The organism is Synergistota bacterium, from assembly GCA_021159885.1.
Lineage (GTDB): Bacteria > Synergistota > GBS-1 > GBS-1 > GBS-1 > AUK310.
Map to the genome: position 1 here is coordinate 1 of JAGHDO010000026.1, position 17799 is coordinate 17799.

Sequence of the window (17799 nt, forward strand, 5' to 3'; positions counted from 1 at the left end):
TTATTATTCTCTCGGAAGCCATGGCGCGCTCAAGCTCTCTATCTCTTTCAACCCTCTTTCTAAAATTATTGAAGTCTATCTGCATCCTTGCCAATATATTCCGATAGTTATCCACCAGATTCCGTAACTGTTCTTTCTCATCCTCAAGCTCCCTAACTTTTTCAAGGAGCCTTACATATTCCTTTTTCGTTGGCTTTCCACGAATCACCCTCATTCTAACCGAGATCCCCCTTCCAGATCCTCCAAAAGAGCGGTCATCGTTCTCATCACAGATATCACTTTTTTATAATCCATGCGCGTGGGACCAACTATACCCAACACCCCCATGATCTTACCGCCAATATTATAGCTCGCGGTAACCAAACTGCACTCTCTCATTCTCTCTATGGGATTTTCTTCACCAATAATTACCCTTATATCCTTGCCTCTCGAAAGTTCAGTAAGCATCTTTGCCATAAACTCCTCTTCCTCGAGCACCTCAAGTATTATTCTCATTTTCTCAACATCCTTGAACTCAGGGAGCTTCAAGATATTCGTTCTCCCCCCAAGATAAATCTTACCACTGAACTTCTCTTTTATCTCCTGAAGCGCCTGAGCAGCCTTTAAGCAAACTCCACGATATTCCTCAAGTCTCCTTAAAAGCTCTTGAACAAACTCCTCATTAAGGCTACCCAGGGTTCTTCCGCTTAGCTTTTCATTTATATATCTACCAAGCTCTTCAAGCTCATCCTCACCCATGCTCCCTTTCAGCGGAATAAGCTTATGATGGACCCAACCACCTTCGGTAATTATCACCATAAGGGCGTGCATAGAATCCAATCTAACAAGTTCTATCTTTTTTATCACGCTTTCTCGCGAACGAAGAGCAACCACTATGCTCAGATAATCGGTTGTTTTAGAAAGAAGCTTGCCAATCCTCCTTAAAAGAGACTCTATCTCTTCTCGAGCCTCATTTATAAAATCCTTAAACAGTTTCTCATCGATCGTAAATTTCTCTTCTTTACCGCTACTCCTTAGAATGGTATTCACATAATATCTATAGGCTTTGCTCGTTGGCACCCTGCCTGCTGAAGTATGAGGTTGATAGAAATAGCCCATCTCCTCAAGATCAGCCATCTCATTCCGAATAGTAGCCGGACTTAACGATGGGAAATACTTCTTGGAAAGCGTCCTTGAACCTATAGGCTCAGCATTATCTATATAATCTTTAACAACTGCAAGCAGTATTCTTTTCTGCCTTTCGGTAAGCATACACATCACCTCTTTAGCACTCTCTCATAGCGAGTGCTAAGAGCCATTAAGAAAAATTAGCACGAAGGTCAAATTTTGTCAAGCCGAAAATACCATTTTTGAAACCTCATGATCAAGAAGCCATTTCTTCAAATCTACTCCCGCTGAGAACCCTCCAAGCTTTCCATCGCTCCTTACAACCCTATGACATGGGATAAACAAAAGATGACGATTCGCTCTCATCATGCTTCCCACAGCCCTTGGAAAAGTCGAAGCTTTTCTTGCAAGCTCACCATAAGATATGGTTTTGCCGGGGGGAATACCTCTCAATATAGAGTACACTCGAATAGCAATCTTAGAGAGCCCACTTAGGTCTAAAGGATAGCAGAGACTCATGTCCTTACCATTGAAATACGAGTCCAAAATGCTCTTTAAACTCCTATCATTTAAAGGACTCCCTCGCGGTACCTCTGAAAATGAACAGGAGAAAATTCCCCTTGGAGAGAGCTTTATTATGAGATATCCCAAGGGAAAAGGATAAAAGTTAATCGTTGGTTTTCACAACCTCCTCTATCGTCTTCAGGCCAAGCACCTTTATTGCAACTATTCCTCCAAGAATTACGGCTATATAATCCGTAAAAAATCTCCACAGAATTGCCATAACCCCCGTCATATGGACCGGCATAACATATCTAAAAAGAACAGCTCCTCCCCCTTCAGCGACCCCGCTTCCGCCCGGTGTGGGAACGAAATACAAAAGAAAGAGAAAGACCGCCTGTATCATTAAAACCTTAGCCAAATCAAACTCCATACCTACTCCCCACATCAGGAAAGGTAGAGCAAGGAAACTAACAAAGAGCTGAAAAAAGCTATAAATTACCGCAATAAAAAGCCTTCCTTTCCCTTCACCAAAAAAGACCCTAAAGTTCTCATTATACAGATCTATCTCCCTATAAACCCTTCTTAAGACCTCTATTGATCCCTTTTTCCTAAAAAGTCCCAGTTTTCCCAGGAAAAGCACGATAGAGCTACTCCATCGCTTTATAACTTGGGGCTTCTTGAGGCTAATAAAGATTATTATCCATACAAATATTAGAAAGATCACAACATAAAGCATCATCCCCCTAAGGAAGCTATTCTCAAGTATCTCCGGATGGGTAAACGCTATCATGGGTCCCGCAAAGCTCAAAATAACGAGAGTTATCAAGGTTCTCATCAATGTAACCGCAAAACCCTTACCGATGGGTAAACCGCTTCTGTAAAGCATATATATTTGAAATGGTCCTCCTCCGCTCTGAAGTGGAGTAACTGCACAACCGAAATAATTTATCCATACCAAAGCTAATCCCTGAAAGAAGGAAATATCTCCCCCAGCAGCACGTGTAAGCTCCCTTAATCTTAAGTAATCAAAAACCCAAGATAGAAAAACCCAGAACAGCGCGAGGAGCAAATGTGAGGCTTTTATCCTGAAAAGCATATGTATAGTCTGCTTCTCAATGGTAAAAACTATAACGAGGAAAGCAGCTATGAGGGTTATAAGAAGAAAGATAAATATTCCCCGCCTGAGGGAACCGCCTTTCATAAAGGAAAAAACTCCCATGCGAGTATTATATCACATCTTTCACCGCTTCTAAAGCAAAGTAATCCCCCCAAATAAGACTCTCACCTATTCCCCTCCTCCAGTGATAGTGATAACACCCTCCCTTAATGAAACCCTCCCAGTTTTTATCCAAGGCGAGATATCTCTCCCTAAGAGAGGTCTCAAGCGCTTTTCTCCAAGAGGAAAACTCACCATTAAATGAAGCTAAAACCTTAAGGAAAATAGCCCCCGCGGAGGTATCCTTGATGCCATCGCGAGCATGAAAATCCCACGGAGGCACACCGTCATCACACACGCTCTTAAGAGCATATCTTAATATTCTCTGAGACGCTTTAAGGAAGACATCATTTCCCGTATGCCGATAAGCCTCGAGAAACCCTAAGGACGCCCATGCGGCTCCTCTTGACCAGCAGCTTGAGGAGCTCAGCCCCTGTCCCGCCAAGGGGCCATTCTTAATGGAAAAGATGTGGTAAGTTGAACCATCTTCCCTTAGGAGAAGCTCCATGGATGTGAGGGTATGCCTCTCTGCAACCTCAAAGAAAACGGTTCTTCCGGTCTCCCTACCTGCCCACCATAAAAGCTTTATAGAGGTGAGCGTATCCACCGCCAACTTATCGTTCTCAGGATAATCCATGGGAATAAACTCTTTCTCTTCATCAAAGATGGAAACCAATCTTTCCGCTTCGGCTAAAATTCTTTTCTTCAACCGGCTCGAACCAGTTTCAAGATAAGCGGGGACAAAGGAAAAGAAAAACAGAAAGCCAAGGTTATGATTTAATGGATAGTTTCTCTCCTCAAGCCCTTTAAGGAGACTTAGCGCCCATTTTCTAAAGAGCTTTATCCCACTTCTTTTAAAAAGAGCAAGCAAAAACCCCACAAAGAATCCGAGATCCCAAAAATCGGGATGATACAGTGGCTTTAACCACCACTTACCCCGTACCGTATAGCTCGGGTACCCCTTTCTGATCTCGCTTCGGCTCAGCAGCTTTTCCATTTTTTCCAGAAGCAGGGGCCTTCACCTCCTGAATCTTTTAAGAACCTTAAAAACTCTATCAACAACAAATTCGAACTCCTCTTCGGCCATGTCAGGATAGAGCGGTAAGGTTATCTCGCTTTCCGAAACAGCCTCAGTAACTGGTAACTCTCCTTTCTTAACCCTCAACGTTTTATGGTAATAGGGATGAAGATGAACTGGCGGAAAGTAGTGAACGCTTACCCCTACTCCCTCATCCTCCAAAGCTATAGCAAAGTCATCACGAGAGCACTTGAGCACCCTTAAGTTTAGCCTCAAAGGATATATATGGTAAGACGATCTTACATGCTCCTTAACTACTGGAGTTATGAAAGCCTCCTCTCTGGAAAAAGCCAAATTGTACATCTCAAACCACTTTTTTCTTCGGTCAATCATCCCCTTAGCTTTAGAGAGCTGAGCCAAACCTATCGCAGCCTGAACATCCGTAAAGTTATATTTATATCCGAGCTCTGTAGCAAAGTACCTCCAGCGATACCTATCGTTGGGATGATGTATCCCATGATGCGACAAGAGACGGATCTTCTCTATGAGCTCTCCTTTTCCACAAACGAGTCCTCCCTCACCAGTCGTTATAGGCTTATTAGGATAAAAGCTAAAAACGGTTAGATCTCCCAACCCTGCGCTTCCTATCATTCTTCCTCGATAGGAAGCTCCAAAAGCATGAGCTGCATCTTCAACGATATAGAGATTATATGAACGAGCAATAGCGCTAAGCTCACTCATCTCACAGGGATGACCCCCAAAATGGACGGGGAGTATGACTTTGGTGCGGGGAGAAACCTTCATAAGAACGTCTTTTACAGAGATATTTAAAGTTTCCGGATCTATATCAGCGAAAATTGGCTTAGCTCCAACGTAAAGAATAGCCTGAACTGTGGCTATAAAGGTCAAGGAAACGGTTATTACCTCATCCCCCGGTCCCACCCCAAGAGCCAAAAGAGCTAAGTGGAGCCCTGCAGTCGCAGAAGAAACCGCAACGCAATTTGCAGCCGAGAGATACTCCGCACACTTTTTCTCAAACTCCTCGGTTAGATTCCCACGAGTTAGCCATCCACTTTTTAAAACATCGCTTACCCCATCTATCTCCTCATGATCAATCGAAGGCTTAAAAAGTGGAACTCTTCTCACTCGAGATCTTCCCAACGAATACTCTCCCCCTTTACTAAACTCCTTCTTGTTCTCCTTCCAAGCACATTCACCATTTCTTCTACACCTATGCCATGCCTGGGTCTAAGAGCAACAAGCATCCCTCTCTCTATGATGCTTCCCGCAGGAATATCCACAGCGGCTTTCAAACCCCTTCTTCCCTTAATCCTAAATTCCGCTTCACATGGCATTGGTTCCTTCCTACCAGTGCCTAACATCTTTTCTATCTTTCTTATCTTCTTAACCATCTCAGAAAACTCCTGAGGGGTTAGCGAATGAATGTGATCTGGACCTGGAAGAGCCTTATCAAGCGTAAAATGCTTCTCTATTACAGAAGCACCTATCGCAACCGCAACCAGTGCAGCCTCCATACCTAAAGTGTGGTCTGAAAAACCAACCGGCAAGAAGAAATGCTCCCACAAATCATTTATAGCCCTCAAGTTTACCTCATCATCAGGCACAGGATAGCAGGAAACGCAGTGAAGAAGCACAACCCTATCGTTTTCCTCACCATATATGCTTTCCAACGCAGAAGATATCTCCGATAAATTCGCCCCACCCGTTGAAAGAAAGACGGGCTTCCACTTCCTGGCTACCTCGCTTATCAGCTCAAAATTTGTAATATCCCCGGAAGCTATCTTATAGGCAAGAACCCCTATATCCTCAAGAAGCTCCACTGCCTCAAGATCGAACGGTGTTGCCATAAACACTATGCCTTCTTTTTCTGCCTCCCGAGCGAGCTCTTTCCAAACGTCTTCAGAAAGTTCATGTTTCTTAAAAAGCTCAAATTCGGGAGTTCCCTCCTCAACTAAATTCTCCGCATGAAATATCTGGAATTTAACCGCATCTGCCCCGCTCCTCGCAGCCTGCCTAACGAGTTCCTTAGCAAGATCCGGATCTCCATTATGATTTATCCCAGCCTCCGCGATCACGAAGCAGGGAGCCCCCTTACCAACGAGTCTTTTGCCCACCTTTATCATAATTATTCCACCTCTCATCGACCTCAAACTTGCTTCTCTGACTAATATGAGCATTAATGGAAACGAGCTCGGGATGATTATCCATAAAATCGACTATCTCGTCCACACCCCAAAGCTTTCCATCGCCCATATTATTAAAAATTATCCTCAGAAGCTCGAAATCCTCAGGATAATCCACCGTTAACCTGATATTCTCCCTCCTATGCCGTTTCTCCGCATTAAGATAAACAATCTTAAAGACGGCAGGATTTTCATTTATATACGGCGTTACATGCTCCCTCTGATAGGGCTCTTTTGCCTCTTTATATGCCCTTTTAAGGGCTTTAAAGGATATAACTTCTGCCCCGAGTCCCAAAGGCAATCCAACACATCCAACATAATCCGCCTTCTCAGAAATAGCTTTAAGGATCGCTTTATCCATATACTCTGGATCGGTCAAAGGGTTATCAGCGGTAATTCTAACGATATAGTTGGCACCAAGAAAACAACCAACCTTATAAAACCTATCGAGAACATCTATGGGATGCCCTCTAAAGACCTGATATCCGTTTTCCCTCAATATCCTAACTATAGGTTCATCTTCCGGGAGGAAAGATGTCGCTACCATAAAAAGATCCACCCTTCTTGAAAGGCGAAGCCTTTCAAGAAGATGCATTAAGAGAGGTTTTCCATTCAATGGTGCTAAAACCTTTCCAGGGAAACGCTTTGAGCCCATGCGAGCCTGAATTATACCAACTATCCTCACAATGTATTACCTCCCCGGGGCTTCTTAAAGAAAACCGGCTCATTATAACAGCTCATATATAGCTCTTCGAAATCACTAAAAGGAGATATAGTCTCCCCTTTCGCCAGGGCTATACTCCATCGCACAAAGTCTGCTCCTGAGGCTATGGTCAAAGCAATACCTCCTGAAAATCTCGGATTTATCTCTGTAAAGAAAATTCCCCTTTCTCCCCATATGCACTGAATATTAACGGGTCCCAAAGGTCCAAGAGCATCGCAAATCCTTCTCCCCCACTCAATTAGTTCAGGAGATTTCACGGTTCTCCCCCTTACGGAAACCCCCTCGCTTATCGTTATTCTCTCTCGAGGAACTACGGATATAACCCTTCCAGCCATATCAACGAAAGCATCTATGGTAAACTCTCTCCCCTCAACAAATCTCTGAGCTATATAATCGCCACCGATTCCCTCAGGAATAACCTCGCCTTTCTCAAGGTAAAGCACTCCTCTACTCCCTCTACCAAATCTTTTCTTCAGAACGAGCTTAAATCCAACCTTTTCTCCCTTAAGATCGTCAACCTGAATCGTCTCCGGTGTGGGAATCTCTCTCTCCTTAAAAAAACGATAGGTCTCCCACTTATCGTTACAAAGGGATACTACCTCGGCTGGGGAAACGAGAGGAAATACCCCCATCTTAAGAAGATCATCTTTAAGCGAGGCAACAACGGAAAGGTCATCATCCGTTGTGGGAACCACCATGTCTATTTCTTCAGTCCTTACAATATCAAGCAAAAAACTTGGAAACTCAGAGCTGTTTGTGAGAGGAGCTCTATAAAAAAAATCAGCCAGATATATGGCTGGCGAAAGGGGATCTATATCCGTAACGTAAACTATGGCTTCCCTTTTAAAGCTTCTAACCAACACCACCTTTCTCGAGGCGGAAGTTATAAGCACCTTCATTATCTATCACCCACTTTGCAGCTTCCAGAAAATCTCTTGCCACAAAAACCGGAGATAAAGCCTTGACCTTTTCGGGCATATACTCATAAAAGCCTAAACCATATCCTGTTAAAACAAGTATGCCTGGGCACCCCACCCTCATTGCGAGCTCCAAGTCAACAAGCTGATCCCCAATGATCACCGATCTTGAAAGATCTATTCCGAGTTCTTTGACAGCCCTTTCAACCATGCCCGTGTTAGGTTTCTTACACGGAACATCTCTTACAAACGGGCAGTAATATATAGCATCTATCGTCGCACCCTTTGCCCACAGAAGCTCCATCATCCTCATGTTCACAAGGTGAAGCACCTCATGCGTATAATATCCGCGTTCAATCCCCCCTTGATTCGTTATTACCACTATCCGCCAGCCAGCCTTCCTGAGAAGTCGAAGGGCATCAGCTACCCCTGGAAGAAGGCGAACCCGCGCTGGATGATTTATATAACCCAGATTATCAAGTATAGTTCCATCCCTGTCTATAAAAAGCGCTTTAACCATGCGCTTCAATGCCTCGTCTGCTGAGCCAAAGAGAGAAGATAATCTGCTACCTTCTCCCATCTCTCTAGCGTTGGAGCTATTTCATAAGCAAGAAGATCCGAGAGCCTTATAAAATCCCTATCTTCAAGGACACTCGAGATCTCGCTCATCTTTTCTATAAGCTCATCCCTCTCCTTATCAAAATCTATTTCCTTGTATTCGCTCCACTCTACACCAAGAATAACCGCCGTATACTCAAAAACCTTAATAAGCCACCCTAAACCCTCAACTGCTTTAGGAAGCAACCCTAATCCCTTCTTAAATTCACCAACGCGAAATAGCGAAGCTATATCCTTAAGCCCCCCAACAAGCTTAGGAAGATAAAGGCGCAAATCCCCTAAGGATTCTTTTACAAGATCCCTGACGCTCTTGGTTATGAAGGATATCTCTCGCGCACCACTTAAGTCCATCTCTCCAAGCTTCTTTTCATCTACTGGTCTTCCATCCACCTCTACCTTCATCACAACCCTGCCGCTTTTTTTCACTTCTTCCTCGACCCTGGAAACTATCTCTTTAATCCCCAAATCCTCAAGATCAATACGCTCTTCTTCATCAATGAAAACTTTCACGAAGCTTCATTCCTCCTTCTTTTTAACCTCCAAGTTTAGCAACTTGCGATGTCAGCCACGCACTTTGAGCCTGCATTTTACTAAGCGCTTCCTCCATAGCGGTAAACCTCTGCCACAGTGAGAACTCCTTTGCCGCTAACGTTTCCTCAAGCTCCGCCTTTTCTTTCTCAAGACGTGCGAGCTCCTGGTCTATGCTACCCCCGGTCCCTGCCTCCGATAATATTATTCCTCCCCATCTCGTATAGCTATAGAGAATATCTTTTATCCTTCGCGCTATCCCCCAGTAATCTTTATTCTCAGCATCTCCAACATAGGTAGCCTTAACCGTTGAACCAGGCGATGGTGCCTTGCCTATAAGTATCTTTCCAATATCATAGTCAAGACTGTACTCACCAACATCCGGTGTACCAGAAACGAGCGTGTATTCCGTTCCGTTAACCTTAAGATGCGGTGGTTGCTCCGTCGAAACAGGCGGAGTTGAAACATAATAAATCGCTCTTCTTGAGGCGGAACCCCTCTCCTGAACCTCAGAAGCGCTCAAGGGCGTGCTGTACACCGCAACCTCGTCTATTATACCATTAAAAGGATTTTTAACACCATAATTATTCGCAGAGCCTATAGTTAGACTCTGAGCATTTGTCTGAGCAGATCCGCTCCCATCTCCAACGGTCCAGCTTCCCGAAACAAGCGTGTTGTTAACCCTTATGCTTATCGAATCCCCATCCCCAAAGCTGAAACCAACCGCTATATGATACCAATTACCACTTGATATAGAAGCGAGACTGGTCTCATAAACGTGTTCGGTTCCTCCCGAATCAACGTAGAAAAATTCTACCTCGCTTCCATCAAGCCTCAAGCCATAGTTAGTTCCAGCATCACTTCCCTTAACGAGGATGGTCTGAAGCCCCCCTATGCTCGCAGGCTTAATCCATGCCTCAAGCCCCACCGAGCTTGTGAGATTAAGCGTTGAGCTTGAAGCTATACTAACATAGTCGGAAATTCCATTAAAGGAAAGAGCATAATTTCCATCCTCGAGGCTCCAGGAAGCGCCAACTATATTCGCGGTGTTTCCATTTCCCGAAAAGTCCGATGATATGCTTCCTGCTCCCTCATCGAAGTGCCATAAAGCAGATGGGTTCCCAACTAAGTGCTCGGTAAGCGTATCAGAATCTATATACTGTCCTCCTGCAGCAAACAACCTGTAAACCTTAAGAGGATCCTCTTGCATCACTTCTCTAAACTTATCCTCATCAAATTCGAGATGTCCCTTCTCAGCTTGCTCTATAGCCTCAGCACCTATAGTCCACGCACCAGTGGATATTCCAACCTGGCCTATAATGCTTAAACCTGGAATACCTGGAACCCTTCTAAAGACCTCGTCTCTAAGCTTGTAGAAAAGAAGCCTAAGGCTCGTCTCCTCTCTTAATATTCCCTGTTTCTTTTCATCATCAGTCTGTGGATTTATAACCACCTTTTCAGAAAGATATTTATTTAAAAGATCAATCGTCTTATTATACTGGTCCACAAAATCCTTCACGGCATCAACGGCATCATCAACATCGTAACCTATAGTTAAGCGAGCGCTTCCCGTTCCCCTAAGATAAAGCGTGAGTTCTGGAACCTGTCCTTCGACCGTGTTGCTTGAAGAAACTATACTTACGCCATTAACCTCAACAAGCGCATCCTGCGCGGATTGAAGTATGTCAGCCTTTACCTTAGTATCGGTTAATATACCCACCGATTCTAAGACCTCGCTGGGATCGGCTGTCCCCGATATATTTGCAGAGTCAGTTATAGAAATCGTAGCGGAGCTTCCTGTTTCAGTACTCTCTATAACAAGTCTTCCACCTATTATGTAAGCTTTCACCTTAGCGCTATCTGAGACCGCATTTATCGCATCTTTAACTTCGTTAAGCGAATAGTTATCGCTAACTGTTATAGAAACACCGTTTATGGTAAAGGTATAGCTTCCAGTGCCCGACCCTGTACCTATGGGAGCACTCGGGTCAGAAAAGTAGCTTCCTCCTAATCTTTCTCCGTAAGCAAGCCTAATGACATCCACATCGTATGTCGTTGGTTCGGCATAGTTCGTAGCCCTTCCCGTAACGACACTTTCATCAGAAGACGTAACAGTACGGGAGGTGAAGGTAACAGAAAAGGTGAGATCAGTAACAGTATTATATAGAGAAAGAAGCGAGTTATTTACCTCAAGAAGAGCTTCTTTCTTCCACTGAAGATACTTTATCTTCTCCTCAAGCCTATTTAAAGGCTCTCTCTCTATTTCCATTAACTTCTCCACTATGGAAGAAGTATCTAACCCTGAAACCAAACCTCCAAATTGGATTGGGGCCATTGCCATTTTACCCCCACCTCCCACTTATATATCGGGGAAAATCATCCCTCGCTAAACTTTTTCGTCAAAGAGAAGGCCTAAAAACTCCATCATCTTAGCAACCATGTCAAGTATCTTTTCAGGTGGTATCTCTCTTATAACCTTATTGTTCTTCATGTCAACTACCTTTATCATTATGTCTTTGGTTTCTTTATGAATTTTAAATCTAACCTGGATATCGAAAAGGTCAAGCGTCTTATTAAGCTTTTCAACTGCCTCGTTTATATTCTGCTCTCCCCTAACGATTTTTTTCTGTTCCTCTTGGATTCGCTTTAAGGGTTCCTCAACGGTTGCCTTTTGCTGATGAGCCTCCTTTTTAACGATCTGAGGTGCCTTAAGATCTATATCCATGCTGTTATTCGTTTCTATCCTCATCTTAATCACCCCCTGCTCTCAGGGAGAAAAAGGTAAGGGGGGCTTCCCCCCTTACCTCAATAGCTGCAATACGCTCTGCGGAAGCATATTAGCCTGAGCAAGCATCGCAGTACCAGACTGCAAGAGTATCTGGAGCTTGGTGTAAACCATCATCTCCTGTGCCATATCAACGTCTCTGATTCTGGACTCGGCTGCCTGAGTGTTCTCCTCAGCTACTCTTAAGTTGTTTATGGTATGCTCCAATCTATTCTGGAAAGCTCCAAGCTTAGACCTCTGATTGGAAACCTTATTTATAGCATCTGCTATCTTCGTTATGGCAAGCTCCGCTCCCTCCTGTGTGGTAACGTCTATCTCCGTAAGCCCAAGCCCATCTGTATTCATTGAATCGATGTCTATTCTCATAGTCTCCCCTTGGTTAGCTCCTATATGAAGGTAGAGTGTATTGGAAGTATCAACTCTTATCTCAGCAGCACTTCCCCAGAGATACATGGTATCGGTTGTTTCCCCAGCTGAAGGATCCACATAGGAGAAGGTTTTTTCTGAAGCCCAGGGGGTGTTGCTTCCCTTTATCTCAAACGTAAGTCCTATTCCCCTCTTAGTGTAATCGTAATTCAGGGGAGTATAAACATGCCCATTAATTTTAACCTTATCGAGAGTAATTTTGTATCCCTGTCCTTCAAGAATGAGAGCTTTATCATTAAATATTGCAATGTGATTGCCATTCTCATCCGCAGAGTATACCCTAACTTTTACATTAACACCAGTCGTAGAGCGAGCTCCTATAACGGTAGTATCAAGTATCCCGTTTCTATCGGTATAAGCAAAACCTATGTTGTTCAAAGCATATGTCTGGGTAGTCGTTTTATCATTATTAGAATCGAGTCTATAGTTATCATTAGACACGTTAGAGTAAAGTATTATCTTATTATTGGGATCTGGCGTGGTCTGTATTAGCCTCAAGCGGGCCTCTCCTTTGCTTCCACCGGTCGCAACAACTTCAGCCCTCACGCCAGTAGTAGAGCTGTAGTTATTAATCTGATTTGCAACCGAAATCAAGCTATCCAACGTATAGCCGACATCTTTAAGCTTTATCCAGGTTCCGTTTATGTTGATCTTATCTCCATCTATGAAATCATTGCTAAAGGTACCCGATGTCTCATAGCCTCCCTCAAGCCAACGCTCATTAGCATCTCCACCACGCGTTATTTGACCTATCGCGCTGTTGCTCTCTGAAAGAGACACAACATTCCAGTTAGACGCTCCATATGTAGCACCGGTCGCTCCGCCAGCAAATCCCAAAGCAACGACAAGACTCGCACTTGAGTGAGCCAAGTTTATCCCAACGCCAGGCTGAGCCTCTATGAGCCTTATTCTCCAGGCATGAGCGCTCGTTCCTATGCTCACCTGAACCGCTTCTGCAACAACACCGGTAAGATTGGCCTTGGAATTTATAAGATTAACTACATCCTGAATGCTATCGGTATTATTAACCTGACCTACATAGACGTTATTTATAAAGAGTGAGCCACTCGTAGCTGTCATAACAATTTGGTCGCTCGTATTGGCAGTGCTTATTTGAGCACCAACCGCCCCAGTTCTCATACCAAAACCGAGATCCTTTAAGACCTGATCGTCACCAGAAAGCTGAATCACATTTGAAGTTCCAACATCAAGCTGAACAAGCTCGAGATGATAGATATTAGAATTATATGGATCTTGTACCTTCTTAGCTTCTACGTTGGTTTGATCCCTAACGGCATTTATCTTGTCTATAATATACTGAAGCTTGTCAGATGCATTGTTATACTCATCAGAATCAAAATGAACCGCTACACCATTGATGTAGATATTCCCCGTGTGAAGAATCATATTAGTACCACCGCTCGAGTCAAAGGCGGTTCCACCGTAGAGCTTAGCCACATCAGCAGCTTGATATATAGCAACCTGATACTTGCCAGCCTCAACACGACTGTCAGCGCTCATGTTCTCAATTGTGGCATCTCCTCTAACCTTCGTTATGTTGTAAGAAAGCTCTCCCGTTAAAAGCTTCTTCGTGTTAAACTGCGTGGTCTCCGCTATCCTATCGATCTCAGCACGAAGCTGATCTATCTCCTTCTGTATTTGCTGACGATCATATGCAGTGTATGTATCGTTTGCAGCCTGGTTGGCAAGCTCATTCATTCTTTGAAGAATTGAATGAACTTCATCTAAAGCACCCTCAGCGGTCTGAATAAGGGAAATACCATCCTGAGCGTTTCTCACGGCTTGGGACAATCCCCTGATTTGTGTTCTCATCTTTTCGGAGATGGCAAGTCCAGCAGCGTCATCAGCAGCTCGATTGATCCTTAAACCAGAGGATAACCTCTCTAACGCCTTATTGAGGCGACTCTGAGTAATGAGGAGATTACGATAAGCATTAAGGGCAGGAATATTGTGGTTAACAATCATCCTTTCTCACCCCTTCCCTGGAAAATTCCTGCGGGGAGCATCCCTGTCTCCCCCATCTTTTCCCTTCCTTTTCCTTTCCACCCCTTCCTCGAGGGAAAGTTATATGTTTACTCTCTTCTAAAAGTTTTCTCCACCACCTCCTTTTCAAAAAACAATATAAGGACAGCTCCTTTCCTTGCTGCCCCTTTTCCTTTTGGGAATCCCTTCCCCGTCAAACCACCTCCATGTGAATATGCAGTTTTATCCATTGCATATTATACTACCAAAACCAAAGGAAGGGAAGGGGTACTTAAAATTTTTTAAAACTTTTAAATCGAAAGGGCAATAGGGGAGGAAGCGCCCCCGCAGGGGCACCCCTCCCCTTCCTCCCTTCTAATGTTTAAGCTTATCTCAGAAGCTGTAAGACGCTTTGAGGAAGCATGTTAGCCTGAGCAAGCATCGCAGTGCCAGACTGCATGAGGATCTGAAGCTTGGTAAACTGCATCATTTCCTGTGCCATGTCGACATCCCTGATTCTGGACTCAGCTGCCTGAGTATTCTCCTCAGCTACCCTCAGGTTCTTTATGGTATGCTCAAGGCGATTCTGAAAAGCTCCGAGCTTAGCGCGCTGATCGGAGACCTTGTTTATGGCATCGGTGAGCTTCGTAAGAGCGAGCTCGGCACCTTCATGAGTTGTAACGTCAAGCTCCGTCAAACCAAGTCCATCGGTATTGAGAGAATCTATATCTATCCTCATTATCTCACCCTCATTAGCACCTATGTGGAGATAGAGACTCTTGTCCGTCTTCACCCTTATCTCAGCAGAGCTACCCCACAGATAAACCGTATCTGTCGTATCACCAGAGGAAGGATCTATGTAAGAGAAGGTTTTTGCAGTAGCCCATGGATGATGGCTTCCCTTGATCTCAAAGGTTAAGCCAACGCCTCTCTTAGTGTAATCATAGTTAAGGGGAGTATAAATGTGATTGTTTATCTTCATCTTGTCAAGCGTAACCTCGTATCCCTTACCCTCTATTATAAGCGCTTTATCATGGAATATCGCTATGTGATTTCCATTCTCGTCAGTTGAGTAGACCCTCACTTTTACATTAACTCCTGTTGTAGCGCGCGCCCCCCTGACGGTCCAATCAAGGATATAGCTTTCATCCTCATCACTGAACCCGATATTCTCCAGCGCATAAGAAGTAGTGGACGTAATATTTCCAGTATTAGGATCTATCTTCTTATCATTGCTTTCGACAGAAGCACTCGGATCTATGCCCACATCGGAGTAAAGTATTATCTTGTTACTGGGATCAGGAGTTATCTGATACAATCTCAAGCGTGCTTTCGCATCAGCAGCTCCGGTAGTAACGACCTCAGCTTTTACTCCTGTTATATTCGAGAAGGAGTTTATTCTCGCCGCAACTGAGACAAGAGAGTCAAGCTGTAAGCCTATGGTATCGTCTCTTAAAGTTATCCAGGTTCCGTTTATCCTTATGCGATCACCATTCGTAAAATCAGTTGAGAAATACCCTGTTGTTACATCTTCCATACCTTCAAGCCAACGCTCGTTTGAGTCTCCACCTCTCCTTATTATGTCTATATTTGAATTGGTCTCCCCGAGCGATATCACATCCCAGCTTGTAGCAGTATAAGCTGCTCCTCCCAAAAATCCAAGCAAGCTGACAACATTCTGGGAAGAATGAGCCAAATCTATACCCCTACCGGGCTCAGCCTCTATAAGCCTTATTTTCCACTGATGGGCATTTGTTCCTATGCTCACCTGAACCGCTTCTGCAACAACACCGGTAAGATAAGCCTTGGAGTTTATCATGCTAACCACATCCTGAACAGTATGGCTGTTGAAATTAACCTGCTCTATGTAGATGTTATTTATGAAAAGAGAACCGCTTCCTGTAGCAACTGGTGAGAGAACATCACCCGTGGTCGTGCTTATTTGAGTTCCAACCGCACCGGTCCTCATACCAAAACCAAGATCCTTCAACGTCTCATCATCGCCAGAAAGCTGTATCACGTTCGAAGTCCCAACATCAAGCTGAACAAGCTTGAGATGATAGATGTTAGAATTATATGGATCCTGTACCTTCTGAGCTTCCACATTGGTCTGATCCCTAACGGCGTTTATCTTGTCTATAATATACTGAAGCTTGTCAGATGCATTGTTATACTCATCAGAATCAAAATGAACCGCAACCCCGTTAATGTAAACGTTACCAGTATGCAATACCGTATTGGTATTACCATTAGCATCAAAAGCTGTGCCTCCTATAAGTTCCGCGACATCAGCGGCTTGATAAATAGCCACCTGGTACTTGCCAGCCTCAACTCGGCTGTCAGCGCTCATGTTCTCAACAGTAGCATCTCCTCTAACCTTCGTTATGTTGTAAGAAAGCTCTCCCGTTAAAAGCTTCTTCGTGTTAAACTGCGTAGTTTGCGCTATTCTATCGATCTCAGCACGAAGCTGATCTATCTCCTTCTGTATTTGCTGACGATCATATGCAGTGTATGTATCGTTCGCAGCCTGGTTGGCAAGCTCCCTCATCCTCTGCAAGATCGCGTGAACCTCATCCATTGCGCCTTCAGCAGTCTGGATGAGGGAAATACCATCCTGAGCGTTCCTAACAGCCTGGTGAAGACCTTTGATCTGTGTTCTCATCTTTTCGGAGATAGCAAGTCCAGCAGCATCATCAGCAGCTCGATTGATCCTTAAACCAGAGGATAATCTTTCAAGCGACTTAGATAAAAGGCTTTGCGTAATGGTCAGATTACGATACGCATTCATTGCGGGAATATTGTGGTTAACTATCATCTTTCCTCACCCTCCTTGGTTCCAGAGGTTTTACGCCTTAAGCCTCCCTGCTCAAGGCGCTGAGCCTTCCGGTGGCTCTTAAAGCAAAGCATCCGTGCCTTAAAGCTTAAACCTTATTAAGATCCCCCAATTCTTCCCCCAACATCACCTCCTTCTTCCACTATCTATATCGGAAGACAAACCACTAACTTTAAGGGAGGAAGGAAAAATTTTTAATAAACTGAGAGTACAACTTCTCATACTCTTCAACCGTCTTAGCAAAGGAAAAATCCCTTACAATTCTCTCACGCGCCAAATACCCAATTTTACAGGACCTGTCGGGATTCTCAAAAGCCTCCTTAAGCGCCTTTAATATTTCCTCAGAGCTTACCTCCTTTATAATTATAGCATATTTACCCCCGCAAACGAGATCACGCAATCCCTCAACATTCGTTGAAGCACAAGGAACTCCAAGCGCCATCGCCTCCATTAGCGCAGATCCGAGTCCCTCGCTCCTACTCGGAAAGACAAAAAGATCAGAAGCTTTGATCAGAGGATAAGGATCCTTAAGATATCCAAGAAATTTCACTCTTCCCGCCGCTTCCAAGGAAGCTTCCTTAACCTTCCTGAAATAGCTTTCCTCTCTCACGGGACCGACTAAGAAAAGATAGGCGTCAACTCCCTCCCTAAGGAAAAGAGAAAATGCTTTGACAAGCTCAAGCGTGCCTTTTCTCTCAGATATTCCTCCAAGGGATGAAACCCAGAAAGTTTCCTTCGGAATCTTGTATCTCTCGCTCAAAATCCACCTAAGTTCCTCTTTAGAGGGATAACGATCCCCTATATATAGCCCAGGCCATATAACGGAGGTTTTCTCAACGCTCACTGAATACGGCAGGGATCTTAAAAATGCCTCCCTATAACCGTAGGAAACAAAGCATATATGATCAACCTTAAGCAAAGCCCAGTTATCCCAGA

At 44.1% G+C, this 17799-nt stretch carries 16 protein-coding genes and 2 pseudogenes; all 18 read right to left on the minus strand.

The window, feature by feature from the left end; genetic code table 11:
- The coding region (locus J7M13_02095; protein MCD6362781.1) for a hypothetical protein at positions 1-214 on the minus strand (214 nt) is incomplete at its 3' end.
- Positions 211-1251 (minus strand): heat-inducible transcription repressor HrcA, encoded by a 1041-nt coding sequence (gene hrcA, locus J7M13_02100; GenBank protein ID MCD6362782.1) that lies wholly within the window; start codon positions 1249-1251, stop codon positions 211-213. The genes J7M13_02095 and hrcA, both read right to left, overlap by 4 nt.
- A 78-nt stretch (positions 1252-1329) precedes the next feature.
- Positions 1330-1653, minus strand: coding sequence for a methylated-DNA--[protein]-cysteine S-methyltransferase (locus J7M13_02105; protein ID MCD6362783.1), 324 nt, complete (start codon positions 1651-1653; stop codon positions 1330-1332).
- A 121-nt stretch (positions 1654-1774) separates the two neighbouring features.
- Entirely contained in the window at positions 1775-2812 is a 1038-nt protein-coding gene (locus tag J7M13_02110) for a flippase-like domain-containing protein (protein MCD6362784.1), read from the minus strand.
- A gap of 25 nt (positions 2813-2837) precedes the next feature.
- Entirely contained in the window at positions 2838-3824 is a 987-nt protein-coding gene (locus J7M13_02115; protein ID MCD6362785.1) for a glycoside hydrolase family 88 protein, read from the minus strand.
- 21 nt (positions 3825-3845) lie between these two features.
- Positions 3846-5006: a DegT/DnrJ/EryC1/StrS aminotransferase family protein gene (locus J7M13_02120; GenBank protein MCD6362786.1), complete on the minus strand. Its 1161-nt coding sequence runs from the start codon at positions 5004-5006 to the stop codon at positions 3846-3848.
- Positions 4988-5989: an N-acetylneuraminate synthase family protein gene (locus J7M13_02125; GenBank protein ID MCD6362787.1), complete on the minus strand. Its 1002-nt coding sequence runs from the start codon at positions 5987-5989 to the stop codon at positions 4988-4990. The genes J7M13_02120 and J7M13_02125 overlap by 19 nt, the downstream gene beginning before the upstream one ends.
- On the minus strand, positions 5958-6734 hold the full coding sequence (locus J7M13_02130) for a glycosyltransferase family protein (GenBank protein MCD6362788.1): 777 nt from the start codon (positions 6732-6734) through the stop codon (positions 5958-5960). The genes J7M13_02125 and J7M13_02130 overlap by 32 nt, the downstream gene beginning before the upstream one ends.
- Entirely contained in the window at positions 6731-7672 is a 942-nt protein-coding gene (locus J7M13_02135; protein MCD6362789.1) for an ATP-grasp domain-containing protein, read from the minus strand. Before J7M13_02135 ends, J7M13_02130 begins: the two co-directional genes overlap by 4 nt.
- Entirely contained in the window at positions 7626-8270 is a 645-nt protein-coding gene (locus J7M13_02140; GenBank protein ID MCD6362790.1) for an HAD family hydrolase, read from the minus strand. Before J7M13_02140 ends, J7M13_02135 begins: the two co-directional genes overlap by 47 nt.
- Positions 8216-8818: a hypothetical protein gene (locus J7M13_02145; GenBank protein ID MCD6362791.1), complete on the minus strand. Its 603-nt coding sequence runs from the start codon at positions 8816-8818 to the stop codon at positions 8216-8218. The genes J7M13_02140 and J7M13_02145 overlap by 55 nt, the downstream gene beginning before the upstream one ends.
- Positions 8819-8840: 22 nt before the next feature.
- Positions 8841-11177: a flagellar filament capping protein FliD gene (fliD, locus tag J7M13_02150; GenBank protein ID MCD6362792.1), complete on the minus strand. Its 2337-nt coding sequence runs from the start codon at positions 11175-11177 to the stop codon at positions 8841-8843.
- Between the two features lie 45 nt (positions 11178-11222).
- Positions 11223-11585 (minus strand): flagellar protein FlaG, encoded by a 363-nt coding sequence (locus tag J7M13_02155; GenBank protein MCD6362793.1) that lies wholly within the window; start codon positions 11583-11585, stop codon positions 11223-11225.
- 51 nt (positions 11586-11636) lie between these two features.
- Entirely contained in the window at positions 11637-12074 is a 438-nt protein-coding gene (locus J7M13_02160; GenBank protein ID MCD6362794.1) for a hypothetical protein, read from the minus strand.
- A gap of 1542 nt (positions 12075-13616) precedes the next feature.
- Positions 13617-14033 (minus strand): annotated as a pseudogene (locus J7M13_02165) (flagellin).
- 385 nt (positions 14034-14418) lie between these two features.
- The gene (locus tag J7M13_02170) at positions 14419-15567 is read right to left on the minus strand and encodes a hypothetical protein (GenBank protein MCD6362795.1); all 1149 of its coding nucleotides are present in this window, start codon (positions 15565-15567) and stop codon (positions 14419-14421) included.
- Between the two features lie 702 nt (positions 15568-16269).
- Positions 16270-16845: pseudogene (locus J7M13_02175) on the minus strand (flagellin).
- Positions 16846-17035: 190 nt separating this feature from the next.
- Positions 17036-17799: glycosyltransferase family 4 protein (locus J7M13_02180; GenBank protein ID MCD6362796.1), on the minus strand; the 764-nt coding region annotated here is incomplete at its 5' end.